The sequence below is a fragment of the Pseudoalteromonas sp. APC 3358 genome (assembly GCF_030408075.1).
Lineage (GTDB): Bacteria > Pseudomonadota > Gammaproteobacteria > Enterobacterales > Alteromonadaceae > Pseudoalteromonas > Pseudoalteromonas arctica.
Map to the genome: position 1 here is coordinate 1 of NZ_JASDCE010000020.1, position 26,559 is coordinate 26,559.

Here is a 26,559-nt window from a genome sequence, read left to right on the forward strand (position 1 = left end):
TTCTTGATTCTGTGGTTTGTGTGGTAACAACCATTTGATCATGAATTGAGCTTCAACTCAATTTCTTAAGATCTTACCTATGACATGGATGTAGGTAAGGGGCGTGAGCAGGACGCGGAAGCTTTGCTCGGTTTTTACTTAGCCCGCTAGGTTACAAACCTCACGCCGCGATTAAATCGCCCCTAGATTGAACAAATTTTAATCCTGAAAGGTCAACAGGCCCTAAGCCAGTAACTTTGTTGCTGGCTTTTTTAATGTCAGCCCTTTTTATATTGCAGGTTACGGCTTCTATTGATCAGATCGCTGTACTATCAATGCCGTACTTTGGGATCACGCATTTACTAACATAGCCTTTTCGGATCATTACTTTACTAAGCCAAATACACTTTTTCGCTATTTTAGGCTCTGAGATAATTTGATCGTTATTTATTTGTATAAACAATCAACAACTTATGGCTTTGACTAGGTACAACTCTGATCTGAGAGTGGATCGGCTTGGTAAAAATCTGATCCTTTATTTTGGGCTTAGTAAAATTTAGATCTATTTTTAAACGTATTGATTGTTACACAGGCGGGTTTGTTAATTTTAAAATAGCTTTAAAGCTACTTTTAAACGATCGATCTGTAAAAAAGTCTTGGTTAGTAAAAAAATGATCCCAGTTAATTTTGTATTATTTAATGATTCAACTAGCGACAAAAAGCAGATAATTTCAAAAATTAGCTATTTTATAAATTTATCGTAAATCTCTTTTTATTACGTTAAATATTAAAAAGGTTTTAAAAATATGACGTTAATGAGGTTTTTTGTCACTAATTTGTGTTTTTTTTACCACCATTTTAATTTACACGTTACACTTTCATAAAAATGTCATACTTAGTCATAATAATGAAAACTAATTCGATAGCGTAAGAGATAAATTGGAATGTCACGTAAAGTACTAGTCGTAGATGACGAAGCTCCTATCAGGGAGATGTTGGTTTTTGTTTTAGAGCAAAATGGATTTCAAGCAATTGAAGCAGAAGATTACGACTCTGCTATTGCAGCTATGGTTGAGCCTTACCCAGATATGGTTTTACTTGATTGGATGTTACCAGGTGGAAGTGGTATTCAAATTGCTAAAAAGTTTAAGCAAAACGAACACACCCGCCAAATCCCAATTATTATGCTTACAGCCCGTGGCGAAGAAGAAGACAAAGTACGCGGTCTTGAAGTAGGTGCTGACGATTACGTAACTAAGCCGTTTTCTCCTAAAGAGCTTATGGCGCGTATTAAAGCGGTTATTCGCCGTGTATCGCCAACCTCATTAGAAGAAGCTATTGAAGTACATGGCCTGCGTTTAGACCCTATTTCGCATCGTGTTACCTCAGAAGGTAACGAGCTTGATATGGGGCCAACCGAATTTAGATTACTGCACTTTTTTATGACTCACCCAGAGCGTGTTTATAGCCGTGAACAGCTGCTTGATCATGTATGGGGAACTAATGTTTACGTAGAAGATCGCACGGTTGATGTGCACATTCGTCGTCTGCGTAAAGCAATTGGCCCACTTGGACATGACCGTTTGGTGCAAACTGTACGTGGTGCTGGATATCGTTTTTCAAGTAAGCTGTGATCAGCTTAAAGCTTAGCTAATGTATGAAATACGCATGTATTACTACTCTAAGGTAAAGTGAGTGTATGTATCGAGTTGTTAATAAGCAGGCGTTAGTAAAGCGCCTGTTTATCTATTTTTTACCCTTACTATTAATTGGTGTGCTGGTTGGCGCGCCATTTTTGCTTTTATTTTTAGGATCTTTTTCCCTCCTTATTTGGCACTACCATCAACTTTATCGTTTGAGCGATTGGCTACTTAATCAACGTAGCTTTAATCCACCTGAGGGCGAGGGTGCATGGGAGCAAGTGTTTGAAGGTATTTATCATCTACAGCACCGTAATCGTAAAAAACGTAATGAGCTTGCTGATTTAATTCGTCGCTTTCGCGATGGGGCTGAAGCAGTACCTGATGCGGTAGTGGTATTACAAAACGATTTAAGTATTGTGTGGTGTAATCAATTAGCGCTTAAAGTGCTTGGTTTGCAGTGGCCAACCGATCATGGTCAGCGTCTTGATAATTTAATTCGCGAACCTAAGTTTGCTAAATACATGCACAAAGGTGAATTTGACGACGCGCTTGAGCTGGATAACGGTCATAGCATTGAGCAAGTACTAGAATTTAGGGTTATGCCTTATGCAAGCACGCAACTTATGGTTGTTGTGCGTGATGTAACGCGCTTAAAACAGCTAGAACAGATGCGTAAAGACTTTGTAGCCAATGTGTCACACGAACTACGTACACCGCTTACAGTGGTTACTGGGTATCTTGAGATGATGGATGGCGACATGATGCCGCCGCCAGCAATGTGGAACAAAGCGCAAAATACTATGCTTGAACAATGCAAGCGCATGGATAGCTTAGTCAGCCAATTACTATCGCTTTCGCGTATTGAAGGTGCACGGCGCCAAGATAACGATAAAGCCATAAACGTACCGCAATTACTTGGTTATATTCACACTGAGGCAAACTCAATTAATCAAGACAAAGGCCATGAGCTTATTTTTAATATCGATAAAAACCTTGATATTAAAGGCTCTGAGGATGAACTGCGTAGTGCGTTTTCTAATTTAGTATTTAACGCCATTCATTACACTAAACCCGGTGGCAAAGTGGAAGTGTGTTGGCAGCGCAAAAACAATAAAGCGCGTTTTAGTGTTACCGATAATGGTGATGGTATTGCGCCAGAGCATATTAACCGTTTAACTGAGCGTTTTTATCGTGTTGATAAAGCCCGCAGCAGAACAACAGGTGGCTCAGGTTTAGGGCTTGCGATTACAAAACATGTACTAACGCGCCACGATAGTAAATTAAATATTAGCAGCGAAGTTAACAAAGGTTCGTGTTTTTCTTTCGAATTTTCAATAGATAAGATAGTTTCGCTAGCTAAGTAATTAGGCTGAAAAGCAAAGTCATAAAAGTGTCATTTAAGAGTAATGTAACTGTCATGTACTCACTTTAGAGTGGGCAGCAGTTAGAAAATGGGACGAACAAACCGGAGAACCCTACATGAAATTTAAAAACTTAGTTGCCGCAATGGGTGTGGCTGTTACAACTTTCGTATCTGCACAAGCAGTTGCTTTAGATCAAGATATTCCTGAGTATCAAAAAATTAGTGGTGTTTCAGGTAACTTCTCATCAGTAGGTTCTGACACTTTAGCCAACATGATGACGTTCTGGGCTGAAGAGTACAAACGTATTTACCCAAATGTAAATATTCAAATTCAAGCGGCAGGTTCTTCTACTGCGCCACCGGCACTTACCGAAGGTACAGCTAACCTAGGTCCAATGAGCCGTAAAATGAAATCTAAAGAAATCGAAGCGTTCGAAAAACGTTACGGTTATAAGCCAACAGAAGTTCGCGTAGCTATTGATGCACTTGCTGTATTTGTACATAAAGATAACCCAATTGAAGGTCTTCGTATTGACCAAGTAGATGCTATTTTTTCATCTACTCGTAAATGTGGCGCACCAGAGCAAGTTAATCGTTGGAGCGATGTCGGCCTAACAGGCGATTGGGCTGCTAAAGACGTTCAGCTTTATGGACGTAACTCAGTGTCAGGTACTTATGGCTACTTTAAAAAGAAAGCACTGTGTAAAGGTGATTTCCGTAATAATGTAAATGAGCAACCGGGTTCTGCATCAGTAGTACAGTCAATTTCATCTTCATTAAATGCAATTGGTTACTCTGGTATTGGCTATAAAACATCGGGCGTACGTACAGTACCGCTTGCTAAAAAAGGCGATAACTTTGTTGATGCAACACTTGATAACGTTGCGCAAGGTAAATACCCGCTATCGCGCTTTTTATATGTTTATGTGAATAAACACCCGAATAAGCCACTATCACCTATGGAAGAACAATTTTTAAGAATGGTACTTTCAAAAGATGGTCAGCAAATTGTAGAAAAAGATGGTTATGTACCACTTTCTGCAAAGCTAGTAAAAACAGAACTTAAAAAGCTTGGTTTGAACTAATACCAATTGCATTAAATTAGTGAGTTATTATAGCGATAAGAAAATAGCGCAATAACAAGGCTAAAATTATGATACATAGTTGTTCTATATAAATAATTTTTAACGTAGTTAGTGAGTTATTTAATACGCTAGAATGGTCATGTTTTTAATAAAATTGGTATGATAAACCATAGGCAATAAAAAACCGCTCATTGAGCGGTTTTTTTGTGCCTAAAACTAAAAACTTTAAGGAATTAAATATTACCTAATTTTTCGGCTTGTGCTTTACATTGGTTGTAGCTCTCAACACATTTTCCAGAGCATACTTGCTGCTTTAAGCCCTCAGCAGTTGTTTGCTGTTCACATGTACTTTCGCATTGGTAATTTTGCTGAGCACACTGATTCATTTCAGGGTTTTCAACTTGGTTTTGGCAACCTACTAATAGTGCAAAAGTAAGGGCGACTACGCTTGTTTTTATTAAAGTGTGCATGCTTCTTATCCTTAAAATGGAGTCGCAATAATATTAAATTTCGACTTGAATATTGTCGATCAATCTAACACCACCAAAATAGGCTGCGGCTAAAATAACAAATTGAGTATCTTCGATTGTAGCAGTTTTTAATGTATCTCGTTGAGCAATCTCAAAATAGTCTGGCTTTAGGCCAGCTTGCTCTAAGCTCTGTTTAGCTAAGCTTTCAAGTTTTACGAAGTCTTTTTCGCCGCTTTTAAGTTGCTCAGCGCATGTATTAAGTGCTTTAAATAATACGGTTGCAGTCGCTTTTTGCTCATCAGATAAGTAACCATTACGTGAGCTCATAGCAAGGCCAGAAACTTCTCGCATTGTAGGTACACCAATAACTTCAACCGGAATTGATAGGTCGCGTGCCATGGTTTTAATTACTTGCAGTTGCTGAAAATCTTTTTCACCAAAGCAGGCGTAATCGGGTTGTACAAGGTTAAATAATTTTGTAACTACCGTGGCAACACCTCTAAAGTGACCAGGACGTGAGCCACCACAGTAACCTAATGAAATATCAGGCACATCTACAAAGCTCTGTGCGCCAAGTCCATTTGGATAAATTGTTTCTACACTTGGGGTAAATACAATATCAGTGCCTAGTTCTGCAAGGCCTTGTTTATCTTCGTTTAGTGTACGAGGATAGTTATCTAAATCTTCGTTAGCACCAAATTGCATTGGGTTAACAAAAATACTCACAACGACTTTATCGGCTAAGTTTTTTGCTTTTTCTACTAGCGAAAAATGCCCACGGTGCAAGTTGCCCATTGTTGGCACAAGTGCCACGCTAAGACCCGCTTGGCGCCATGCTTTAATTTGACTACGTAACGATCTGATTTCAGTAATTGACTGCATTATTTAAACTCGTGTTCAGCGCTTGGAAACGCGCCATTTTTAACGTCTGTACAATACTTTTGAACGGCTGCAGGCATATTGCCTGTTTCGAGCAAAAAGTTTTTAGAAAATTTAGGAATGTAACCTGCTGAAATACCAACAAGGTCATGCATTACCAGTATTTGGCCGTCAGTTAAACTGCCCGCACCAATACCAATTGTTGGGATGCTTAGGGCGTCTGTAATGCGTTTTGCCAATGCACTTGGAATACATTCAAGTACTAATAATTGTGCGCCAGCAGCTTCGAGTGCTTTTGCGTCATCAATCATTTTTTGTGCTTTGTCTTCTTCGCGACCTTGTATTTTAAAGCCACCAAATACATGTACTGACTGTGGTGTAAGGCCTAAATGCCCGCAAACTGGAATACCTTGTTGAGTAAGCGTTTTAATGCTCTCGTAAAGCCATTCTCCGCCTTCAAGCTTAATCATGTTTGCGCCAGCGCGCATAAGCTCAGCTGCATTTTTACAAGTATCACTTACGCTTGAGTAGGTCATAAAAGGTAAGTCAGCAATTACAAATAATTCGCGGCTACCAGCGCGTACACAGCGGGTATGATATGCAATATCTTGATTGGTTACGCCAAGGGTGTCATCGCCGCCTTGTAGTACCATGCCCAAAGAGTCGCCCACTAAAATAACTTCAACGCCGTTATCATGAAATAACTTTGCAAAACTAGCGTCGTAGGCTGTCAATGCAGTAATTTTGTTATTTTCTGCTTTCATTTTATTTAAAGTAGAAACGGTTATTTTAGACATAATATCCTCGCAGGCAAAAGCCTAGGTTAATTACAGAGGTAATTGTTGTAAGTCGTTGAGCGGTAAATTATTTGCAATGGTTTTTAATGCAATGCCGCTAGGTAAAATAAGTTCAGGTGCAAGCTCTAATAGTGGATAAACCACAAACTCGCGATTATTCAAACCATAATGAGGCACAGTTAAGCGCACCGTATTTATAATTTGATCATCAAATAATAGAGTATCTATATCAAGAGTGCGTGGACCCCAACGTTCAGCCTTTCTTACTCGACCATGCTCAAGTTCAATTCGTTGCGTTAAATCAAGTAATTGCTCTGGCTCAAGGGTCGTTTTAATGCACGCTACTGCATTGATATAGTCTGGTTGATCTTGTGGGCCCATAGGCTTACTTGCATAGTAATGCGATACGTTTATAAATTCACAATTAGGCAGCTTTTTAAGCGCGATTACCGCGTTATCAAGCTGCTCTTTTGGTGAGTTTAGGTTGGCACCTAAACCCAAATAAACACAGTGCATGTTATTACTCAGCTGGCTTTTTAGTAGGTCGACGGCGCTTTCGCGGCTTAGGACCACCTTGGTGACCTAAGTTTTTAACCATCTCTTTTTGGCCGTTTATATCTTGGCTTAAGTATTGTGTCCACCACTGGGCAAGCTCAGTATGCTGTGTTTCGCCTGCATCTACGCGTAAGAGTAAAAAGTCGTAGGCGGCTTTAAAGCGAGGTTGCTGCGTTAGTCTGTAAGCACGTTGGCCTGCGCGTTTATCCAAACGGTGCTGAATATGCCAAATATCGCGAGCACCTAAAGTAAAGCGTTTAGGAACCGCAATGTGTTGTGAGTTATCGCTTAGTACTTTATTCATTGCTTGTGCGAAAGCATCGTATTCTGCAAGTTGCTCTTGGCTTTGAATCTTTTTAGTACGTTCAAGCAGCGGGAACCAAAGTAGTGCGGCAAAAATAAACGCTGGTGTTACTTTTTTATCGGCATTAATACGTTTGTCGGTATTTTGAAACATTTGCTGAATAAGCGTGTGTTCTAAGCCACTTGGGTTTTTATCTAAGATTTTATCAAGCTCAGGAAACAGTGAGCGGAATAAGCCGTATTTACGCAGCATTAAAAAGTTGGCTTCGGCCTTGCCATTTAAAAACAGCTTAAGAATTTCTTCAAATAAACGTGCTGGCGGAATGTTATCAAGCAAACTTGCAAGCTCACTAATTGGCTTTTCACTTTTAGGCGCAATGCTCATATCAAGTTTAGTAGCAAAGCGAACTGCACGTAACATACGAACAGGGTCTTCGCGGTAACGCGTTTCAGGGTCGCCGATTAGCTCAATTTGTTTAGCTTTAATTGCCGCTAAGCCGTTGGCGTAATCGTGAATACTAAAATCTTTGATTGAGTAATAAAGTGCATTGATTGAAAAGTCGCGGCGTTCTGCATCTTCTTCAATACTGCCAAATACGTTGTCACGTAGTAATTGGCCTTCATCGCTTGATTGGCTTATTTGATTTTTGTCTTCTTGCGCTTCGTGGTGGCCACGCATAGTCGCCACTTCAATAATTTCACGGCCAAATACAATATGTGCTAAACGAAAGCGACGACCAATAAGGCGACAGTTTCTAAATAGTTTTTTTACTTGATCTGGCGTGGCATTAGTAACTACGTCAAAATCTTTTGGCTGTTGGCCTAACAATATATCGCGAATACAACCACCAACAAGGTAGGCATCGTAGCCACCGTCTTTTAAGCGGTATAATACTTTGATTGCATTTGGGCTAAATTGTTTGCGAGAAATACCATGCTCACCACGAGTGACAACAATAGGTTCACTGCTTACAGAAGCGCTTTCGGCACTGGTATTCGGGCCGATTATTTGTCGGCAAAATTGAAAAAGCTTGGAAATAATAGTCTGTCTCCTAGAAGGTGTGATTGACTCTGCATCGCAATCAAAAGTTACAGCAAATGGGGCGGTTATAGCCCAGTACAAGCTGTTTGACGTAATTAGCATATATTTAGGCGGCTATCATATACCAGCAGGGTTTAAAAATTAAGTTGATGTGTTGAAATTAAGCCGTTTTTAGCTATTTTATTTACTTAAATGTGTAAATTGGACTTTCTGACTACGTGGATGCTGAGAAATTTGTATTTCGGATACTTGTGGTACCTGTTTTAAGCTAAAGTTTTTAATTCCCCAAGCGATTAATTGTTCAATATTTAAATCGATTAAATCAGCTATAACAGGCAACCCTAAAAATTCAAATGCACTAATTAAAGCAGGCTTTGGATTTTGTTTGCTAATGGCGGGAGCATAATTTTGTTTAGACAATTTGAAACCAGGCTTGGCAACCGCTAAAGGTAAATGAGCAAATTCAGGTACAGGGCTATTGAGTTGTTTAAACAAACTAATTTGCCGTGCGGTTGGCTCAATTAAATCAGCACCTCTTACAATTCGATTAATCCCTTGAGCAATATCATCGACGACCACAACAAGTTGATATGCAAATAAGTCATCGCTGCGTTTAATTAAGTAATCTTCATGGGAAAGGGCGCTATTTACCGTTATATCACCTTGAATTAAATCATTAAATTGAGTCGTTGGATGTTGCTGAACTAAGCGAAGCGCACCGGATTGAGTATTATGATTAAGTGCTTGGCAATGCCCCTGATAAATACCGCCAATGGCTTTTATTTGTTTGCGAGTACAGGTGCAACCATAAACAAGGTTTTGTTTTAAAAGTGAGTGGGTAATATCTTGGTATAAAGGCAGACGCTGCGTTTGATATACAACAGGTTCGTCCCAGTGAAGGGCGTAGGCATGTAAGGTATTAAGAATATCGGAGTCGGCGTTTTTAACCACGCGCGTAGTGTCAATGTCTTCTATACGAACTAACCAATCTCCTTGGTTAGCTTTTGCATCTAGATAACTACCCACAGCCGCTACAAGTGAGCCAAAATGTAATGGCCCAGAAGGAGACGGTGCAAAACGACCGCGATATTTACGCATAGGCGCAGTAACGGCTGTAGGAGACATAACTAATTAATAAGTATTAATTAGCCGCGTCCAGATTGCTTTTCTTTGATTTCTGCAAGTGTTTTGCAGTCTACGCATAAATCGGCAGTAGGACGTGCTTCTAAGCGACGTATGCCAATTTCGATGCCACAAGACTCACAAAAGCCAAAATCATCTTCTTTAATCAAATTAATTGTTTTTTCAATTTTTTTGATTAATTTACGTTCGCGGTCACGAGTACGAAGTTCTAAAGAGAACTCTTCTTCTTGTGCAGCGCGGTCAACTGGGTCAGGAAAGTTAGCAGCTTCGTCTTGCATGTGTGATTTAGTACGATCAACTTCGTTACGTAAATCATTACGCCAAGTTTCTAAAATCGCTCTAAAATGAGCACGTTGTGCATCATTCATGTACTCTTCGCCTGGTTTTTCTTGGTATGGTTCTAAACCGGCTTGAGCCAATAAACCATGTTTCTTTTGGTCTGGCATAACTCTCTCCTAAATCCTTAATTTAATGCCTCAGCATTAGCCGGCGGTATAAATAACAGAATCTTATATCCTAGGCAAATTTATTTTTAATTAATCGAATTAGCTTCAACCATGCTTACTGAGTAAAAAGTGTATTAATAGTCTATTTACACTTTTAATTAATTCACATATTCGCTTTCTAAAACTTGCCTTGTTATGTGGGCAAAAGCTTTAAAAACAAGTTAATTTTTATAATTCACTTTGTATAACTTTTTTTAATTTGAGTACTTTGCTTATTTTGCAAATTACGCTTAGTTCAATCCCTTGGTTTAATACACTATTGTGCAAATACTATTTTTTTATGAAGTAAAACTTCATTAGCAGAAATTGTGGCCTTGTATGCTAATACTTCAACGCCGGCTATTATTGCTTGGCTTAATAGCGTGGCGTATTTTTTATCAATATGCGCAGCTGCACTTACTGTATTTATTCCTTCATGCAAAACAGCGAACAGTAATACTGCTCGGTGGCCTTGTTCGATCATTTCTATTAGTTCGCGAATATGTTTTTGTCCGCGCAGTGTTTGCGCATCAGGAAAGTAGCCTTGCCCGCTTTGTGGTGCATCTTCGCTTAATAATGTGACTGATTTAACTTCTACGTAGCAATCAGGCTTATTTTCGTCAGTGAGCAAAAAGTCGATTCTGCTGTTTTCGCTGCCGTACTTTACTTCGCTTTGCAATTGACTGTAGTCGAGTAGCTCGCTTATTACATTATTGTTTATTGCTTCTTCTACTACTTTATTAGCCACTGCTGTATTTACACAAATAAGCTGCGATAAGTTATTTTGCGTAAGCTCTAATGAATGCGGGTATTTTCGTTTTGCGTTATCGCTTGTTGAATAAAAAGCAGCAAAACCCGGCTCTGCGCATCCCGTCATTTTACCCGTATTAGCACAGTGGGCGGTAAATTCACTGCCATCACTTAATTGTAAATCAGCTAAAAAGCGTTTGTAGCGTTTTAATAAGGTGGCAGGTTGCAGAGTTGGCGTGTACTTCATGATAACTTCCAAAGCGTAAATACTGCACAGCAGTGTGGTTTATGTTATTTATCTCAAGCTGTTGGGAACTTAAGCGCTCTATAGTAAACTCGGTGGCACATTTAAGTGCAAGGGTATTCTAACATGAGTGAAAAATTTGTTGTTCAACTAAGCGAACAAGCAGCAGCGAGTCATTGGGGCGATAATGCGTCATTGTCTTTTAATGAGCGCGGTGCAACTGTTCATTTGTCTGAGCAAGAAACATTGAAAAATGTTCAAAAAGCTGGTCGTACTATTGCAATCCAAGGTATTAAAAACGTTGAATTAGCAGGCGATGCTTGGTGTACAGAAAGCCAGTGGGCTTTTTATCAAGGCTTTGTAACACCAAAATCGTTAAATGGTGTTGAGTTTGTTGATAACGCACAATCAGATATTAAAGAACTTGCTCACTTAAAAACGTCAGCAATTTGGGCACGTGAAATGGTTAACGGGACTGCCGATGACATTTACCCAGAAAGCCTTGCTGAAAAAGCAGCTGAGTTTATTCAATCATTAGCGCCTGAGCATGTAAGTTACCAAATTATTAAAGGTGATGCGTTACTAGAGCAACAGTGGATTGGTATTCATGCTGTTGGTCGCGGTAGTGTTCGCCCGCCAGTATTGCTTGAGCTTGATTACAACCCAACAGGCGACGAAAATGCACCAGTAAGTGCAGCGCTTGTAGGTAAAGGTATTACGTTTGACTCAGGTGGTTACTCAATTAAATCAAGCGAAGGTATGCTTGGTATGAAGTGCGACATGGGCGGCGCTGCAACAGTAACTGCAGGTTTAGCATTGGCTATTAACCGTGGTATTGAAAAACGTATTAAACTGTTTTTATGTTGTGCTGAGAACTTAATTTCGGGTCATGCATACAAATTAGGTGATATTCTTACTTATAAAAATGGCACGACAGTTGAAATTGTAAACACCGATGCTGAAGGTCGCTTAGTACTTGCAGATGGCCTAATGGCCGCAGGTGAGACTGGCGCTCCACTTATTATTGATGCAGCAACACTAACTGGCGCAGCGCTTGTTGCTGTTGGTCAAGAGTACAATGCATTATTTGCACTTGATAAAGAACTTGTACGTGAAGTTGAGAGTTTTGCATCTCAAGAAATGGAAGCTGCTTGGCCACTTCCTCTTGAAAAATGGCATCAACAAAACTGCCCATCTCCTTATGCTGATACGGCGAATAGCCGTGCGCAAAAAGGTGGCGGTTATGGCGGTGCATCGAATGCAGCAGGCTTTTTATCGCGCTTTGTGCCAAACGATGGCAAAGGCTGGGTACACATCGATTTAGCGGCTGCATTTAACATGGGCAGTACAAGTCAATGGGCAGCGGGTGCAACAACTCAAGGTATGCGTACAGTTGCTCGTACTTTACAAGAAAAAGCATAATATTTACTAAATTACGCTTTTTACGCTAAAAATAGGCACCCTTGGGTGCCTATTTTTTAATTTACAGGCAAGCAATTTTATTTCATTTACGGTAAAATCAGTCGCCAATACCTGTTTGAGTTTAATTTTTGCTTAACTCTAAGCTGCGCTCAAATCTTATATCCACCACTGGGGTTTCTAATTATGTCAGATAAGTGCTACATCACAGCTCAACAGCTGCTTGAAGATTCGTTCCGCGTAGCGGCACAAGTATACCAAGATGGCTTTCGTCCTGATTTTATTATTGGTATTTGGCGAGGTGGTGCACCGATCGGTATTGCTGTTCAAGAATATTACGATTACAAAGGCATTGAGACTGACCACATTGCAGTACGTACATCGTCTTATTACGGTATTGGTAAACAGTCGAAAGAAATTAAAGTACACGGCTTACATTACATTGTAGAGAACGCAAATGCAGGTGATTCATTATTAATTGTTGATGATGTATTTGACTCAGGTCGTAGTATTGTTGCATTAAAAGAAAAGCTTTCAGAGCTTATGCGCTTAAACTTGCCACGTGATATTCGTATTGCATGCCCGTACTATAAGCCAAAAAACTCAAAAGTAGACACTGTTCCAGATTATTATATTCATGAATCTGAAGAGTGGTTAGTGTTCCCGCATGAATTATCGGGTTTAACACCGGATGAAATTATTGCTGGTAAATCTGATCTTGCGAAAATTCATGACATTTTGCTAGAGAAGTAATTAGTAATTTGCATAAATAAAAAAAGGCCGTTAAGGCCTTTTTTTATTTTAAAGCTGAGCAAAGCTATCTACGTATTCACTTAGTTTTGGTATATCGACTGCTTGCAAGCCATCGTTACTTCTAAGTACCAAGCCTTTTTCTACGAGTTCTGTAACAACACGTCTGTAAGCTCGCTCAGTGGTAGCAAAACGTTCGGCTTCAGCATTTACAGTTGGGTAGGCTCTAAGTAGCGTAGGGTTGTTGTTCTCGGCCCTTAGTAAGCAATCTTTAGCTATGTTATAGCTAAGTGGTAGTAATAACTTATCTAAATTGATTTTTTGGTTTTCCTGAAACTTAGCCGCAATAGTTTGTGCTGTGTATAAGCTTAGTTCTGGTTTTTCAAGCAGTAGAGCACGCCAATGCCTTAATTCAATAAGGTTATAAGTGACATCGCTAAAGCACGTTACCGTATATATACACGGATTATTATTTAGCGCTTCTATTTCACCAATAAGGGTGTTGTTACAATCCAATTGTCCTAACAGCAGGCGTCGTCCATTACCTACGTCGTAACTAAACGACACAGTGCCACTGCGTACAAGCACAAGCTTGCTTAAAGGCTGATCTTGATGGATCAGAACTTCTTTTTTTGATTGTTGATAGCTACTACCGGCAAAGGTTAAAAGCTGATCAACAAGGTAACTAGAAAAATGGTATTGAAACATCAATGTGCTCTTCGGACATTTGTCCTATTTATTACATCTTAATGACGATAGCATTAAGACACTAAGAATTTACGCTAACTTGCTACTAATATTATTAGCTTTGCTAAGAGTATTATTTTACCTTCATTTCCCGTGTAATGATTTAAGAATTTGCTGGTATTTTCCGGCAAACTTTTTCAGGTTTTTTAAGCAGGTTAGCTTTTTTATTTTGTTGTAACTTTGCAATACTTACAAGTGCCATAAGATAGCAGTACATGTAATGCTAACCTAAAGGCTAGGAGAGAACAATTGAGTTGGGAATATTTAGGTTATATTGCATCAGCTTTATTGGTTGCATCGTTAACAATGACAGATGTAGTAAAACTGCGTTGGTACAACATGTTTGGTTGTATTGTATTTACTGCATACGGTGTTGCCATTGGCGCAGTGCCTGTTATTTTTACCAACGGCTTATTGTCGCTTGTAAATTTATATCACATTATAAAAATATATCGCCAACCTAAAGTTGAAGACGCTAAAAGCTAAAATAAGTTATCTGCACAAAGTAAGTTAATGGTTTTAATTAAAATCAAAAATTTCAGCTTTTGTGCAGTCCAGCTTGAAGCGTATATAGATAATCTCATATCACTCTACATAACTTACCTCTGAACCATGCTGTATTCTCCTACTTAAAAGATGATTACCTTAGGTTTTAATACGTCGATCGTTAGCTAAATACTGTTCGCGGTTTAGATATAAATAAGTGCTTCTAAATTTCATAAAAAAATCCGATAGCAGTAAACTGCTATCGGATTTTTATCTGTTATACCAACCTACTTACATATGCTATTTAATTCATTAAATTGCTTAAATATTTATGCAGGTAGGCACTATGGTATTTACGCTTTTTCTAAATCTTCAACGTCACCTAAACCTGCAGTTAGCTCTTCAAGTAATTGCTTTATTTCTTCAGAAGCTAAAATAAAGTCAGCATCAAGTTTTAAAGCCATATCTTCTTTAGGAATATCTGCGTTTTCTTCTTTTAGAGTTTCAGAGTAGCTTAAACGTTTGATAGAGCCATCGTTTTGCAGCATAAACTTAAGACGCTCTTGCCAATCAAGTGCAAGTTTAGTTACGCGTTTACCACTTTCTAAATGCGATTTAACTTCATCACACGATAGATCATGACCTTTAAGCTTTACTTGTGCGCCGCTGTCGTCTGCTTCTTCAAGTTCAGCGTCTGAGCCAATAGCAAAACCTTCTGGTGTACTAAAGTTAGTTAACCAATCAGTTAAAAATACATCTAGGTCGTAGTTAGCAAACGCAGGTACAACCGGAAGCGTTCCCAACGATTTACGAAGTAGTGCTAGTAGCTCTTCTGCTTTATTAAAGCTGCCACTATTTACAACAACCCAACCGTTTTCTTGGTCAATAAAGGCAAATTGTAAGCTCGACTTTTTAAATGCTTGAGGTAGAAGAGTATAAAGAATGTTTTCTTTTAATTCGTCTTTTTCTTTCTTTTTAACTGGGCGGTTTTCTTCAGCTTCTATCAGATCAACTTTCTCAGCAACTAGTTCATTAATAACAGAAGCAGGGAGTACTTTTTCTTCGCGTTTAGCGCAAACTAGAATACTTTTTTGAGAAAAATGCGATAGCGTATCGCCATGTTTTCCAAACGCTTTTGTCCAACCAAATGTTGCAAGCTCTTGACCAGTACATGGGCGAAATAAATCTTGCTCTAATGCTTTATCAAAGTCTTCTTGAGTATATGAAACGTCTTGCTTAAAGCGGTAACAAATAAGGTTACTAAACCACATAGGGGAATTGATCCATTTGAAAAATTTGTACAATCATAGCAATAAAAACAGCATCTCGAAATGACTGATTTGTTACTAATAATTTAATGCATATACTTTTATTTATTCATATTTATCAAAAATAGGCAGTGGCTTAGCCATGTTCTTCGGAAATTGAATATAGTAACGCAGACCTTTGCCCGGTTCACTCGTTGCATCAATAGAGCCACTAAGGGTTTGCTTGACCAAATTAAGCATTATATGGGTGCCTAATCCGCTACCGCCTTCATCGCGTTTGGTAGTAAAAAATGGGTCAAATAATTTTTTTAATTGCTCGTTGGTAACACCGTTACCGTCATCTTTGTAATCAATAGTTAAGTTAGTGTCATCAGCGCTTATTTTAATATCCATTACACCGTTGCTTTTACCTTCAAAGCCATGAATAAGTGAGTTCATAATTAGGTTAGTAAAAATTTGGCTTATAGCCCCTGCAGGTAGATTTAAAACTAAATCATCAGGACATTCTAATTTTATAGTATGAGATGTCTTTTTTAGTTTTGGGTGCAGTGAGCGTATTACTTCGTTAGTGTAATCTTTAAAGTTAATGGTTCTTACTGCTTCACTGGCTTGATCGACCGCTATTTGTTTAAAGCTAGCTATAAGCTCCGAAGCTCTATCTAAGTTAGTGGTTAGTAAGCTTGTGCTTTGCTTTGCTTCGTTAATGAATTCTTCTAGTGCTTTTGGCGAAAGTGTTTTTTCGGTATAAGCATTTTCGAGTTTATTTAAGCGTTCTTGTAAAAATGATATTGCCGTTACACCTATCCCAATAGGCGTATTTATATCGTGTGTAATACCTGCCACAAGTCCGCCTAGCGCAGCCATTTTTTCTGTGCCTAGTAAACGTTCCTGTGCAAGGCTTAACTCTTCTATATAGCGCTGAGATTCAGTTTGCTTTGTAATTAACTCTTGCTCTGTGCTGCGGCGTAAGTCTACTTCTTCGGTGAGGACAATTTTTTGCTTTTCGAGTTCGTATTTTTGCTGCTGTAAATCCATCATTGCTTGGCTTAAGTTGGATGTTTTACGGGCTACGTCTTGTTCAAGTTGTATGTTGTGTTGATCAAGCTTTTCGTTACTTATAATGAGTTCTTTTTGGGTGTGTTCAAGCTCTTTTCTATACTGAACCACTTTATCTATTAGTTTGTTAAATGACTGCTCCATCACTTTTAGTTCATTATGTTCTTCTGTTTCTATCTCTATATGTTGACCTTCTAGCTCGTCTAGTTCTAAATTTTCTAGTTGCTCAGTGAGTTCAGCTAAAGGGTCTGTAAGAAGTTTTCTAAATGCCATTAAAAATAAGATGATCAAAAAGGTGGTTTTAATCATCGCATTACCAATCAAAAAGTAGATTGATACCATAATGCGGCTAAAAACAACTTCTCGACTTGAGAATAAGGTAACGTCACCAACTTGAGTAGCACGACCTGAAAATTCAAAAATAAGTGGAAAGGTATAACCAAATAAACCCGATTTTGCGTCTTCTAAAATAACCTCTTCTTGTACTAACTGTTGGTTATATAGCTTGTGTATATCAAGAGATCGCCCTAGCTGTGAAATAATTTCGCCGCTGTCGTCTCGAACAATAATCCCTTCAATCATGGGGATGGCGAGTAAACCTTCTGCTGTTGTAATTGTTTGCTTGGTATTAAGCTCCCAAATTGCACGTGTTAAGCTGCGACTAAAGGTTTTTTGTAAGGTACTAAGTTCATCGCGAATATAGTCTTTAGTATTGACGTATTCAGCAAGCACTTGTCCACAGGTCACTACAAAGGTAAGCAAAAAATAGACGGATAAAACGCTAGTCAGTAGCTTCTTAGAAAGACTTTTTTGTAACATGAGTGACTTGTTCATCCTTTATTATTTTTGTAACGTTACGATAGTAATTTAAAAGTTAGTCAATAAACCTCTAAAAATAAATAAAAAAGTTAAAATTTAATAAGATAAATCCAAAAGTGAGCGTGTAGTATCAAAGTATTTAAACCAAGGTATAAATTAATAAATTCGTTATCTGTTATGTATTGTAGGCTTAATTAGTATTTGCTTTGGTTAATTATATCTTAAACGGATTTATTCTATATTTATCATTGTATTAAATTATTAATGCGCTGAGTGCTTGGAGGCGTGTTAAAGTGTCTAAAATGCAATGGAAGGCATTAGTTTAATAACCTTTTAATAACTTTGATGGTTGTGTAGTAGTAAACATGATGAAATTTTCGATATTAGTCTGTGACGATTCTGCAGTTGCCCGTAAACAAGTCGTGCGGTGTTTAAATGAATGTATAGACGCTCAAATACAACAAGCTACAAATGGAGCGCACGCTCTAGAACTTTTACGAGCACAAAGCTTTGATTTATTGTGCTTAGATCTCACAATGCCCGAAGTTGATGGTATACAAGTACTCGAGACTATAAAAATAGAAAAAATAGAGTGCTTTGTTTTAGTTATTTCTGCCGATATACAAGAGAAAATGAAGCAACGAGTCGCACAACTTGGCGCAATAGACTTTATCGATAAACCTATCAATAAATCTAACTTAAACGAAATATTGCATAAATTTGGCATTCATTAGGTTTTTTCATGTTAAAAAAGGCTGTTTTATCTTTTAATTTAGGGTTGACAGCATAGCCTTTGTTAAGGCAGTCTTAACATATGAAAACAATTAATTGCGTACTGACCATTATTATTACAACCATCATTCTTACTGGATAGTGGCATAGGTCGGTGCAACAAATTTAAAGGCCTGTGTTCACTTAGAACACAGGCCTTTTTTCGTTTTATGGGATGAGGAACATAAACAATGCGAGTTTTAAAATTTGGTGGGTCTTCGCTTGCCGACTATGCATGCTTACAACAGGTAGCTCAGCTAGTTAAAGCACAATTAAAAGATGAAATGCTTTTGGTACTTTCTGCTCCAGGTGGAATGACCGATTCGCTAGTTGCACTTGCAAGTGCTGCAGAACAAGGCTCTGACTTTTCGCAGCAATGGCAAGCATTAGTTAGCCGCTGTGAAGGTTTGAAAGCTGACGTTGAAAAAAGTGGTGTAGTAGTTACAAGTTGGCCAAACTTAGGCGAGCTTAAAAATAAACTAGATGGCGTATCACTTATACAATGTTGCCCTGATCAAGTTCGCGCATTTGTAATTAGCTTTGGAGAGCGCGTTAGTGTTTCTTTAATGCAGGCTTTATTGAACTCGCACGATGCAAGATACTTAGAAGCAACAAGCTGTATCGCTTCAACTGGCGGTTATATCGACGCCGAGGCTGATTTAGTAACAAGTAAAGCGCGCTTTCAAGCTGTGCTTAAAGAAAGCCCTGCAACTATCTATATCATGCCTGGTTTTACAGCGAGTAATGACAAAGGTGAACTTACAACGCTTGGCCGTAATGGCTCAGACTACTCAGCAGCAATTGCAGCAGCATGTTTAGAAGCTGAAATTTGCCAAATTTGGACAGACGTTGATGGTGTATACAGTGCTGATCCTCGTTATATTAAAAAAGCGACTAAAGTAGATTTTTTATCTTATAAAGAAGCGATGGAGCTTTCTTACTTTGGTGCAAAAGTACTTCACCCTAAAACAATTTTGCCGTGTGCTAAAGCCGGCGTGCCGTGCGAAATTAAAAATACGCATAACCCAGACGCACAAGGCTCATTAATTGGTAACGATTATTCATCAGATGAGCCAGTAAAAGCGCTTTCGAGCCTACAAGACCTTGCAATGCTAACTGTCTCAGGGCCAGGCATGAAAGGCAAAGTAGGTATGGCGTCTAAGGTATTTAACGCGCTTGCTCACGATAACGTATCAATTGTATTGATCACGCAGTCATCATGCGAATTCAGCATTAGCTTTTGTGTACACGAAACAGACCTAGCACTTGCACTTGATGCGCTACAAACTGCATTTGAGCTTGAATTACAAGCAGGGCTTATTGAGCCTGTACAAGTGCAGCGCAATTTAGCCATTGTTACTTTAGTGGGCGATAACATGCGCGCGCACCGTGGCTTAGCGGCTAAGTTTTTTGCATCGCTTGCACAAGCGCAAGTAAATATTGTGGCAATTGCACAGGATTCTACAGAAAGTGCTATTTCAGCAGTAATTGATGGCGAACTTTGTAACGACGCCGTAAAAATATGCCATGAAAACTTTTTCACGCATGTGCCGTCAATTGATGTGTTTTTACTAGGTTGTGGCTTAGTAGGGCAAGAGCTTATTAATCAGCTTGAGCGCCAACAAGCGTGGCTAGAAAAGCGTAATATTAAACTTAACTTGTATGGTGTTGCTAACTCTCGCCAATTACACCTTGATAGTGAAGGTATTGCTTTTGGTGATTGGCAGCAAAAATTGGCCTCATCCGAGCAGGCGTTTGATTTAAAACTAGTAGAGCAGTTTGTTAAGCAAAATCATTTAGTAAACCCTGTGCTTGTTGATTGTACGTCGTCGGATGCACTTGCTGCGCAGTATGTAGACTTTTTAAATGCAGGTTTTCATGTGGTTGCTGCCAATAAAAAAGCAACAACAAGCTCATACACGTATTACCAAGATTTAATTGCAGCAACGCAAAAGAATAATCGTAAATTTTTATACGAAACGAACGTTGGTGCAGGCTTACCAGTAATCGACAACTTACAGTCATTATTTGGTGCCGGTGATGAGTTATTAGAGTTTAGCGGTATTTTATCAGGTTCACTTTCGTATATGTTTGGCGCACTTCAAGATGGTTTATCACTTTCTGAGGCAACTATTAAAGCCAAAGAAAGTGGCTTTACTGAGCCAGATCCTCGTGATGATTTATCGGGTACCGATGTAGCACGTAAGTTATTGATCATCGCTCGCGAAGCCGGTATGAAATTAGAACTAAGCGATATTGAAGTTGAGTCTGTATTACCACCAGGTTTTGCACAAGGTGATAGCGTTGATGAGTTTATGGCAAAACTACCAAGCTTAGATGCTGATTTTAATGACCGCATTCAAAGCGCTGCGAGCGAGGGTAGGGTACTTCGCTATGTAGGCACAATTAAAGAAGGCCACTGTAAAGTAGGTATTGAAGCGGTAGATGCAAAGCATGCGCTTAGTGTCATTCGTGATGGTGAAAACGCACTGGCTATTTTAAGCCAATACTACCAGCCACGTCCGTTTGTAATTCGTGGTTATGGCGCCGGCTCGGAAGTAACAGCCGCGGGTGTATTTGCTGATATTTTAAAAACGTTATCGCGCTAGGAGCTCGTTATGATTGAAGTATATGCTCCGGCGTCTATTGGTAATTTTGCAGTGGGTTTTGATGCACTTGGCGCAGCGCTTGCGCCAATTGATGGCAGTTTGTTAGGTGATGTAGCAGCTGTAAGCGCCGCACCAAGCGATGAGTTTATTTGCACTGGCGAATACGCTCATAAGTTACCAAGTGATGCGAATGAGAATTTAGCGTACCAGTGTTTAGTGCATTTTAGAGCGCATGTTGCGCCTACTATGCCAAGCGTAAAGCTCGAGCTTAAAAAGAACTTACCAATTGGCTCAGGGCTTGGCTCTAGTGCATGTTCGGTCGTGGCTACTTTTGCTGCCCTTGATAAGTTTGCAAAAACTCATTTAAGTCAGGTTGAGCTTATTGAGCTTATGGCTGACTTTGAAGCTGTAGTGAGCGGTGGTCGCCATTACGACAACATTACGCCATGTTATTTAGGTGGTTTGCAATTAACCGGTGATTTAATCCCTGATAAATCGATTGCACTGCCTGTTGATGAAAACTGGTATTACGTAGCTGCATTTCCTGGTTTTTCGCTAAATACAGCAAAAGCGCGTTCTGTTTTACCAAAAGAGTTGAGCATGCATGCAAGTGTTGAGTTTGCTCAGCGTTTGTCGGCATTTAGTAGCTTACTGTTAACTAGCCGTTTTGACGATGCGCTAAGCATAATGAAAGATGAAATAGCAGAACCTTACCGCGCACCGCTTATTAAAGGCTTTAGTGAAGCCAAAGCAAGCTTGCCGGCACTGGGCGCTGAAATAGTCAGTATTTCGGGCGCAGGACCAACCTTATTTACTGTGTGTAAAACACTTGAAGCTGCACAGCAATGCGCGCAGTGGTTAAAAACCAATTACATTAACGAGCAAGGCTTTTGCCACATTTGTAAATTAGATAACGACGGCACGCGTCAATTAACAGTTTTATAGGATAGTTAGTCATGCAATTACATAATTTAAAAGATAGCTCACAAAAAGTGTCGTTCGTTGAAGCCGTAAAAACAGGTTTGGGTCGTAACCAAGGTGTATTTTTCCCAGAATCACTGCCGCCACTGTCCGATGTTGATGCATTGCTTGATATGGACTTTGTTACGCGCAGCGGCAAAATATTATCTCACCTAATTGGTGATGAGTTACCAAGCGATACCGTGGCACAAATGGTTAAAAATGCATTTAACTTTCCAGTTAAGCTGGTGGAAGTTGAAGAGAACACATACTGTTTAGAACTGTTTCATGGTCCTACACTTGCGTTTAAAGACTTTGGTGGTCGCTTTATGGCAGAGTGTTTAACGCAGTTTAATAAAGACGAGAAAGTAACTATTTTAACAGCAACATCGGGCGATACCGGTGCAGCTGTAGCGCATGCTTTTTACAATAAACCAAATATCGATGTTGTTATTTTATACCCTAAAGGCAAAATTTCACTTGCTCAGCAAAAGCTATTTACTACGCTAGGTAACAATATTCATTGTTATGCAGTTGAGGGCAGCTTTGATGATTGCCAAGAGCTAGTTAAAAATGCCTTTTTAGATGAAGAAGTTAAATCAACACTTGGGCTTAACTCAGCTAATTCAATTAATATTAGCCGTTTAGTTGCTCAGGTTTGTTACTACTTTGAAGCCATTGCACTGCTACCAAAAGAAAAGCGCGCAACAGCGCATATATCAGTGCCAAGTGGTAATTTTGGTAATGTGTGCGCCGCAATGATTGGTGCGGTTATTGGTTTACCTGTTGGCAAATTAAGTGCAACAACAAATCAAAATGATACTGTGCCGCGCTTTATGCTTGATAAAAACTGGACGCCAAACGCAACGCTTGAGTCGCTTTCAAATGCGATGGATGTAAGTAAGCCAAACAATTGGCCGCGTGTACAAACAATGTTAGATAATAACTGGTTTAGCTACGATAATTTTTATTCAACAAGCGTAAACGAGCAAGACACGCAAGCCGTGATGAAAAAAATTCAACAAACTGGCTATGTTGCAGAGCCTCATACTGCTATTGCTTACCAAGGTCTTGTTGAAAATCGTGCACCTGGTGCAGCGGGTATCTTTTTAGCGACAGCTCATCCTGCTAAGTTTAAAGAAAGCGTAGAGGGTATTCTAAATATTGAATTAGGTATGCCAAAACCACTTGCTGATGCACTAGCAAAACCATGCCTAGCAAGCGATATGAACGCCGATTACGACGCGTTACGTACCGAAATACTCGCTAAATTAGGCTAAGTTAAATTAAAAGGAAAAGCGGCTTGAGCCGCTTTTTTTATAACTTTATACGGATGAATACACTTAGTTATATTTACTAATTAAATGTAGTAAATATAATTCATTTAAAATTATTATGGCTTTATAAAAAAATATCATCTTAAAAGAGCTGTGAAATAGTTTCAATCCCTGTTTAAATATCCTCAACTTAAGAGCGTAGGCAAAGAGTCGTTTAAAGCGTACAATAAAGCCTCTAAAAAACACCATACACGTTGCCCTAGGAGACCCCAATGTTAGAACGTAGCATGAATATTTCGGATTTTGATCCAGAGTTATTTGACGCGATAACCAAAGAAACTGCTCGCCAAGAAGAGCATATCGAACTAATCGCTTCAGAAAACTACTGTAGCCCACGCGTACTAGAAGCGCAGGGTTCACAGCTTACAAACAAATACGCAGAAGGTTACCCAGGCAAACGTTATTATGGCGGTTGTGAGCATGTAGATGTTGTTGAGCAATTAGCAATTGACCGTGCTAACGAATTATTTGGTTCTGACTACGCAAACGTACAGCCACATGCTGGTTCGCAAGCTAATGCAGCTGTTTTTCTAGCATTATTAGACGCTGGCGATACTGTATTAGGTATGAGCTTAGCTCATGGTGGTCACTTAACTCACGGTTCTCACGTAAGCTTCTCTGGTAAGCTTTACAATGCAATCCAATACGGACTAGATGAAGCAACTGGCGAAATTGATTACGCACAAGTTGAAGCACTAGCACTTGAGCACAAACCAAAAATGATTATTGGTGGTTTCTCAGCGTACTCAGGTATTGTTGATTGGGCTAAGTTCCGTGAAATTGCTGACAAAATCGGTGCTTATCTGTTTGTTGACATGGCTCACGTTGCGGGTTTAATTGCGGCAGGCGTTTACCCAAGCCCTGTTCCTCATGCACACGTTGTAACTACAACTACGCATAAAACACTTGCAGGCCCTCGTGGTGGTTTGATTATTTCTGCATGTGGCGATGAAGCAATCTACAAAAAGCTTAACAGCGCTGTTTTCCCTGGTGGCCAAGGCGGTCCTTTATGTCATGTTATTGCAGCAAAAGCAGTGGCATTTAAAGAAGCACTTCAACCAGAGTTTAAAGTATACCAAACACAAGTTGTTAAAAACGCAAAAGCAATGGTTGCTGTAATGCAAGAGCGCGGCTACAAAATCGTTTCTGACAAAACTGAAAACCACTTATTTTTACTTGATTTAATCGATAAAGATATCACTGGTAAAGATGCAGATGCTGCCCTAGGCAACGCTAACATCACAGTAAATAAAAATTCAGTACCGAACGATCCACGCTCACCATTTGTAACATCTGGTTTGCGTATTGGTTCTCCTGCAATTACTCGTCGTGGTTTTACTGAAGTAGAATCAAAAGAGCTTGCTGGCTGGATTTGTGACGTACTAGATAACATCACTGATGAATCTGTACAGGCGCAAGTTAAAGAAAAAGTAAAAGCAATTTGTGCAAAATTACCTGTTTACGCTTAATTGCATAAGCGGCAGTAATTTAGATCACATAAGCTAGGGGCCTGTTTATCTTTCGAGGTTTAATTTGCAGTAGTATGTTTGGCTTTTAGGCAAGGCAGAGTCTATGTAGTGTGGTTACTCCACACAAATAGGCGATAACACAGCATAAATGCCAAACATGCACTGCCCTCGGGTTCGTCCTAGGGGCGATTTACTCTTTGTTGCTCGATTTTTACTTAGCCCACTAGGTTACAAACCTCGAGCCGCGATTAAATCACCCCTAGATAGAACAAATTTAATTCTGAAAGGTCAACAGGCCCTATTTTTTTGCTAAGATAAAAGACCGCTATTTAGCGGTCTTTTTTGTTTTAAAACGGAAGTACCGAGTTATGCATTGTCCATTTTGTACCGCAAAAGATACTAAAGTTATTGACTCACGCCTTGTTGGCGGAGGCCATCAAGTTCGCAGGCGTCGTGAGTGTAACGACTGCCACGAGCGCTTTACTACATTTGAAGGCGCTGAACTGGTTATGCCTCGTGTTATTAAACAAGACGGCAGCCGCGAACCATTTAACGAAGATAAATTATTAAATGGCTTAAATCGCGCACTCGAAAAACGCCCAGTGAGCACAGAGCAAGTAGACGAAGTAGTGAATATAATAAAATCGCAACTACGCGCAACGGGTGAGCGAGAAATTTCAAGCCATTTGGTGGGTGAATGCATTATGGAAGCCCTCAAAAAGCTCGATAAAGTAGCGTACGTAAGGTTTGCCTCTGTTTATCGCTCGTTTGAAGATATACGCGAATTTGGCGAAGAAATTGCCCGCTTAGGGGAGTAATACCAATTTTATTAAAAACATGATCATTCTATCGCATTAAATAGCGCACTCACTGCGTTAAAAATTATTCATATAGAACAACTATATGTCATAATTTCGCCTTGTTATTGCGCTATTTTCTTAGCGCTATAATAGACCACTTATTTAACGCAATTGGTATAATAAATGCTTAACCAAGTTCCTTTTACAGAACATGATGAAATGTATATGGCACGCGCCATAGAGCTTGCCAAAAAAGGCCGGTTTACTACCACGCCTAACCCTAATGTTGGCTGTGTATTAGTTAAAAATAATCAAATAATTGGTGAGGGTTTTCATCAATTAGCAGGTCAAGGCCATGCTGAAGTAAATGCACTGGCAATAGCTGGTAATAGTGCACAAGGTGCAACTGCTTATGTAACGCTTGAACCGTGTAGTCATTATGGGCGTACGCCACCGTGTGCTGAAGGCTTAAAAAAGGCGGGCGTTGTAAAAGTAATTGCCGCTATGGTTGATACAAACCCACAAGTTGCAGGCAAAGGCCTTAAAATACTGAGCGATGCCGGTATTGAAGTTGCTTATGGATTACTTGAATCACAAGCTCGCGCACTTAACGTTGGCTTTTTTAAGCGAATGGAACAAGGCTTACCTTATGTGACCTGTAAAATGGCAGCAAGCATAGATGGTAAAACAGCGCTTAAAAATGGGCAAAGTAAGTGGATCACAAGTCTCGCTGCTCGCCAAGACGTACAATTATATCGAGCGCAAAGCTGCGCTATTTTAACCGGTGCCGATACCGTGTTAGTAGACGATGCTAAACTTAATGTGCGACTAAGCGAGTTGCCTTGCACGTTACCTACCGATTTACCGCTTCGCCAGCCCGTGCGTGTTATAATTGATTCACAGAATCGTTTAACGCCCAACCTTGCTTTATTTAAAATCCAAAGTGATGTAATAATATTTACGACTAAGGTTGATAAATCACTGCAATGGCCGCATTTTGTAAAGCATATTGAAGTAAGTGAAAGTAACGGCAAAGTTGATTTACAGGCTGTTTTAGAAAAGCTTGGGCAACTGCAGTTTAATAATGTTTGGCTTGAGAGCGGAGCAACACTTGCTGGTAAAATGACAGAGCTTGATTTAGTTGACGAGTTTGTTTTTTATTTAGCGCCTAAATTAATGGGCCATGATGCAAAAAGTTTAGTTAATTTTCCTGAATTGACGAGTATGCAAAACACCGTTGATTTAACATTTAATGAATGTGCGCGCATTGGTGACGATTTACGTATCACCGCGTTAAAAACTCATTAAAATCACTTAATAAAAAGAGTAG

24 protein-coding genes are annotated in these 26,559 nt (G+C 39.4%); 13 read left to right on the forward strand and 11 right to left on the reverse strand.

Annotated features, from left to right (window positions below):
- Positions 1–923 precede the first annotated feature (923 nt).
- From phoB to QL995_RS20470, 3 genes are all read left to right on the forward strand, one after another.
- Positions 924–1,613 (forward strand): phosphate regulon transcriptional regulator PhoB, encoded by a 690-nt coding sequence (phoB, locus tag QL995_RS20460; protein ID WP_006791869.1) that lies wholly within the window; start codon positions 924–926, stop codon positions 1,611–1,613.
- A gap of 65 nt (positions 1,614–1,678) precedes the next feature.
- A complete protein-coding gene (gene phoR / locus QL995_RS20465) occupies positions 1,679–2,986 on the forward strand; it encodes a phosphate regulon sensor histidine kinase PhoR (RefSeq protein WP_290294961.1) in 1,308 nt (435 codons plus the stop codon).
- 115 nt (positions 2,987–3,101) lie between these two features.
- Positions 3,102–4,070, forward strand: coding sequence for a phosphate ABC transporter substrate-binding protein PstS family protein (locus tag QL995_RS20470; RefSeq protein ID WP_010554592.1), 969 nt, complete (start codon positions 3,102–3,104; stop codon positions 4,068–4,070).
- Positions 4,071–4,303: 233 nt separating this feature from the next.
- On the opposite strand, the gene QL995_RS20475 is transcribed toward QL995_RS20470, so the two are convergent.
- From QL995_RS20475 to sfsA, 8 genes are all read right to left on the reverse strand, one after another.
- Positions 4,304–4,540 (reverse strand): hypothetical protein, encoded by a 237-nt coding sequence (locus tag QL995_RS20475; RefSeq protein ID WP_007587168.1) that lies wholly within the window; start codon positions 4,538–4,540, stop codon positions 4,304–4,306.
- A 33-nt stretch (positions 4,541–4,573) separates the two neighbouring features.
- Positions 4,574–5,422 carry a pantoate--beta-alanine ligase gene (gene panC / locus QL995_RS20480; RefSeq protein WP_007587167.1) on the reverse strand — a complete coding sequence of 283 codons (849 nt, stop codon included), beginning with the start codon at positions 5,420–5,422 and terminating at the stop codon, positions 4,574–4,576.
- Positions 5,422–6,216 (reverse strand): 3-methyl-2-oxobutanoate hydroxymethyltransferase, encoded by a 795-nt coding sequence (panB, locus tag QL995_RS20485; protein WP_007587166.1) that lies wholly within the window; start codon positions 6,214–6,216, stop codon positions 5,422–5,424. The genes panC and panB overlap by 1 nt, the downstream gene beginning before the upstream one ends.
- 30 nt (positions 6,217–6,246) lie before the next feature.
- Complete coding sequence (folK, locus tag QL995_RS20490) at positions 6,247–6,732, reverse strand: 2-amino-4-hydroxy-6-hydroxymethyldihydropteridine diphosphokinase (protein ID WP_007587165.1); 486 nt, start codon at positions 6,730–6,732, stop codon at positions 6,247–6,249.
- 4 nt (positions 6,733–6,736) lie between these two features.
- Positions 6,737–8,218: a polynucleotide adenylyltransferase PcnB gene (gene pcnB / locus QL995_RS20495; RefSeq protein ID WP_007587164.1), complete on the reverse strand. Its 1,482-nt coding sequence runs from the start codon at positions 8,216–8,218 to the stop codon at positions 6,737–6,739.
- Positions 8,219–8,296: 78 nt separating this feature from the next.
- Positions 8,297–9,241, reverse strand: coding sequence for a tRNA glutamyl-Q(34) synthetase GluQRS (gluQRS, locus tag QL995_RS20500; RefSeq protein ID WP_101163484.1), 945 nt, complete (start codon positions 9,239–9,241; stop codon positions 8,297–8,299).
- 20 nt (positions 9,242–9,261) lie between these two features.
- Complete coding sequence (dksA, locus tag QL995_RS20505) at positions 9,262–9,705, reverse strand: RNA polymerase-binding protein DksA (RefSeq protein ID WP_002962671.1); 444 nt, start codon at positions 9,703–9,705, stop codon at positions 9,262–9,264.
- 316 nt (positions 9,706–10,021) lie between these two features.
- The gene (gene sfsA, locus QL995_RS20510) at positions 10,022–10,741 is read right to left on the reverse strand and encodes a DNA/RNA nuclease SfsA (protein ID WP_007587160.1); all 720 of its coding nucleotides are present in this window, start codon (positions 10,739–10,741) and stop codon (positions 10,022–10,024) included.
- Between the two features lie 123 nt (positions 10,742–10,864).
- Here sfsA and pepB point away from each other — a divergent pair, with 123 nt between their 5' ends.
- Both pepB and QL995_RS20520 read left to right on the forward strand, forming a co-directional pair.
- Positions 10,865–12,160 carry an aminopeptidase PepB gene (pepB, locus tag QL995_RS20515; RefSeq protein ID WP_024589754.1) on the forward strand — a complete coding sequence of 432 codons (1,296 nt, stop codon included), beginning with the start codon at positions 10,865–10,867 and terminating at the stop codon, positions 12,158–12,160.
- A 183-nt stretch (positions 12,161–12,343) separates the two neighbouring features.
- The gene (locus tag QL995_RS20520; RefSeq protein ID WP_007377478.1) at positions 12,344–12,910 is read left to right on the forward strand and encodes a phosphoribosyltransferase family protein; all 567 of its coding nucleotides are present in this window, start codon (positions 12,344–12,346) and stop codon (positions 12,908–12,910) included.
- A 48-nt stretch (positions 12,911–12,958) separates the two neighbouring features.
- On the opposite strand, the gene QL995_RS20525 is transcribed toward QL995_RS20520, so the two are convergent.
- Positions 12,959–13,615: a Crp/Fnr family transcriptional regulator gene (locus QL995_RS20525; protein ID WP_002962665.1), complete on the reverse strand. Its 657-nt coding sequence runs from the start codon at positions 13,613–13,615 to the stop codon at positions 12,959–12,961.
- A 288-nt stretch (positions 13,616–13,903) separates the two neighbouring features.
- On the opposite strand from QL995_RS20525, the gene QL995_RS20530 reads away from it, so the two are divergent.
- Entirely contained in the window at positions 13,904–14,140 is a 237-nt protein-coding gene (locus QL995_RS20530) for a YgjV family protein (protein WP_002962663.1), read from the forward strand.
- A 353-nt stretch (positions 14,141–14,493) separates the two neighbouring features.
- Here QL995_RS20530 and rdgC read toward each other — a convergent pair whose 3' ends face one another.
- Positions 14,494–15,411 carry a recombination-associated protein RdgC gene (gene rdgC / locus QL995_RS20535; protein WP_290294962.1) on the reverse strand — a complete coding sequence of 306 codons (918 nt, stop codon included), beginning with the start codon at positions 15,409–15,411 and terminating at the stop codon, positions 14,494–14,496.
- Between the two features lie 102 nt (positions 15,412–15,513).
- Positions 15,514–17,283 (reverse strand): ATP-binding protein, encoded by a 1,770-nt coding sequence (locus tag QL995_RS20540; RefSeq protein ID WP_010554589.1) that lies wholly within the window; start codon positions 17,281–17,283, stop codon positions 15,514–15,516.
- A gap of 365 nt (positions 17,284–17,648) precedes the next feature.
- On the opposite strand from QL995_RS20540, the gene QL995_RS20545 reads away from it, so the two are divergent.
- From QL995_RS20545 to ribD, 7 genes are all read left to right on the forward strand, one after another.
- Entirely contained in the window at positions 17,649–18,017 is a 369-nt protein-coding gene (locus QL995_RS20545) for a response regulator (RefSeq protein WP_024589756.1), read from the forward strand.
- Between the two features lie 228 nt (positions 18,018–18,245).
- Positions 18,246–20,663, forward strand: a complete 2,418-nt coding sequence (gene thrA / locus QL995_RS20550; protein ID WP_197174168.1) for a bifunctional aspartate kinase/homoserine dehydrogenase I — start codon at positions 18,246–18,248, stop codon at positions 20,661–20,663.
- A gap of 9 nt (positions 20,664–20,672) precedes the next feature.
- Positions 20,673–21,608: a homoserine kinase gene (gene thrB / locus QL995_RS20555; protein WP_290294963.1), complete on the forward strand. Its 936-nt coding sequence runs from the start codon at positions 20,673–20,675 to the stop codon at positions 21,606–21,608.
- Between the two features lie 11 nt (positions 21,609–21,619).
- Positions 21,620–22,903, forward strand: a complete 1,284-nt coding sequence (thrC, locus tag QL995_RS20560; protein ID WP_007587147.1) for a threonine synthase — start codon at positions 21,620–21,622, stop codon at positions 22,901–22,903.
- A gap of 269 nt (positions 22,904–23,172) precedes the next feature.
- The gene (gene glyA, locus QL995_RS20565) at positions 23,173–24,429 is read left to right on the forward strand and encodes a serine hydroxymethyltransferase (protein WP_024593690.1); all 1,257 of its coding nucleotides are present in this window, start codon (positions 23,173–23,175) and stop codon (positions 24,427–24,429) included.
- Positions 24,430–24,797: 368 nt separating this feature from the next.
- Complete coding sequence (gene nrdR, locus QL995_RS20570) at positions 24,798–25,247, forward strand: transcriptional regulator NrdR (protein WP_002961761.1); 450 nt, start codon at positions 24,798–24,800, stop codon at positions 25,245–25,247.
- A 165-nt stretch (positions 25,248–25,412) separates the two neighbouring features.
- Entirely contained in the window at positions 25,413–26,537 is a 1,125-nt protein-coding gene (gene ribD, locus QL995_RS20575; protein ID WP_290294964.1) for a bifunctional diaminohydroxyphosphoribosylaminopyrimidine deaminase/5-amino-6-(5-phosphoribosylamino)uracil reductase RibD, read from the forward strand.
- The last annotated feature ends 22 nt before the right edge of the window (positions 26,538–26,559 follow it).

Excerpts from the sequence above, each read along its gene's own strand:
- phoB (WP_006791869.1), top strand. The coding sequence starts at position 924 with ATGTCACGTAAAGTACTAGTCGTAGATGACGAAGCTCCTATCAGGGAG.
- phoR (WP_290294961.1), top strand. The coding sequence starts at position 1,679 with ATGTATCGAGTTGTTAATAAGCAGGCGTTAGTAAAGCGCCTGTTTATC.
- QL995_RS20470 (WP_010554592.1), top strand. The coding sequence starts at position 3,102 with ATGAAATTTAAAAACTTAGTTGCCGCAATGGGTGTGGCTGTTACAACT.
- QL995_RS20475 (WP_007587168.1), bottom strand. The coding sequence starts at position 4,540 with ATGCACACTTTAATAAAAACAAGCGTAGTCGCCCTTACTTTTGCACTA.
- panC (WP_007587167.1), bottom strand. The coding sequence starts at position 5,422 with ATGCAGTCAATTACTGAAATCAGATCGTTACGTAGTCAAATTAAAGCA.
- panB (WP_007587166.1), bottom strand. The coding sequence starts at position 6,216 with ATGTCTAAAATAACCGTTTCTACTTTAAATAAAATGAAAGCAGAAAAT.
- folK (WP_007587165.1), bottom strand. The coding sequence starts at position 6,732 with ATGCACTGTGTTTATTTGGGTTTAGGTGCCAACCTAAACTCACCAAAA.
- pcnB (WP_007587164.1), bottom strand. The coding sequence starts at position 8,218 with ATGCTAATTACGTCAAACAGCTTGTACTGGGCTATAACCGCCCCATTT.
- gluQRS (WP_101163484.1), bottom strand. The coding sequence starts at position 9,241 with ATGTCTCCTACAGCCGTTACTGCGCCTATGCGTAAATATCGCGGTCGT.
- dksA (WP_002962671.1), bottom strand. The coding sequence starts at position 9,705 with ATGCCAGACCAAAAGAAACATGGTTTATTGGCTCAAGCCGGTTTAGAA.
- sfsA (WP_007587160.1), bottom strand. The coding sequence starts at position 10,741 with ATGAAGTACACGCCAACTCTGCAACCTGCCACCTTATTAAAACGCTAC.
- pepB (WP_024589754.1), top strand. The coding sequence starts at position 10,865 with ATGAGTGAAAAATTTGTTGTTCAACTAAGCGAACAAGCAGCAGCGAGT.
- QL995_RS20520 (WP_007377478.1), top strand. The coding sequence starts at position 12,344 with ATGTCAGATAAGTGCTACATCACAGCTCAACAGCTGCTTGAAGATTCG.
- QL995_RS20525 (WP_002962665.1), bottom strand. The coding sequence starts at position 13,615 with ATGTTTCAATACCATTTTTCTAGTTACCTTGTTGATCAGCTTTTAACC.
- rdgC (WP_290294962.1), bottom strand. The coding sequence starts at position 15,411 with ATGTGGTTTAGTAACCTTATTTGTTACCGCTTTAAGCAAGACGTTTCA.
- QL995_RS20540 (WP_010554589.1), bottom strand. The coding sequence starts at position 17,283 with ATGTTACAAAAAAGTCTTTCTAAGAAGCTACTGACTAGCGTTTTATCC.
- QL995_RS20545 (WP_024589756.1), top strand. The coding sequence starts at position 17,649 with ATGATGAAATTTTCGATATTAGTCTGTGACGATTCTGCAGTTGCCCGT.
- thrA (WP_197174168.1), top strand. The coding sequence starts at position 18,246 with ATGCGAGTTTTAAAATTTGGTGGGTCTTCGCTTGCCGACTATGCATGC.
- thrB (WP_290294963.1), top strand. The coding sequence starts at position 20,673 with ATGATTGAAGTATATGCTCCGGCGTCTATTGGTAATTTTGCAGTGGGT.
- thrC (WP_007587147.1), top strand. The coding sequence starts at position 21,620 with ATGCAATTACATAATTTAAAAGATAGCTCACAAAAAGTGTCGTTCGTT.
- glyA (WP_024593690.1), top strand. The coding sequence starts at position 23,173 with ATGTTAGAACGTAGCATGAATATTTCGGATTTTGATCCAGAGTTATTT.
- nrdR (WP_002961761.1), top strand. The coding sequence starts at position 24,798 with ATGCATTGTCCATTTTGTACCGCAAAAGATACTAAAGTTATTGACTCA.
- ribD (WP_290294964.1), top strand. The coding sequence starts at position 25,413 with ATGCTTAACCAAGTTCCTTTTACAGAACATGATGAAATGTATATGGCA.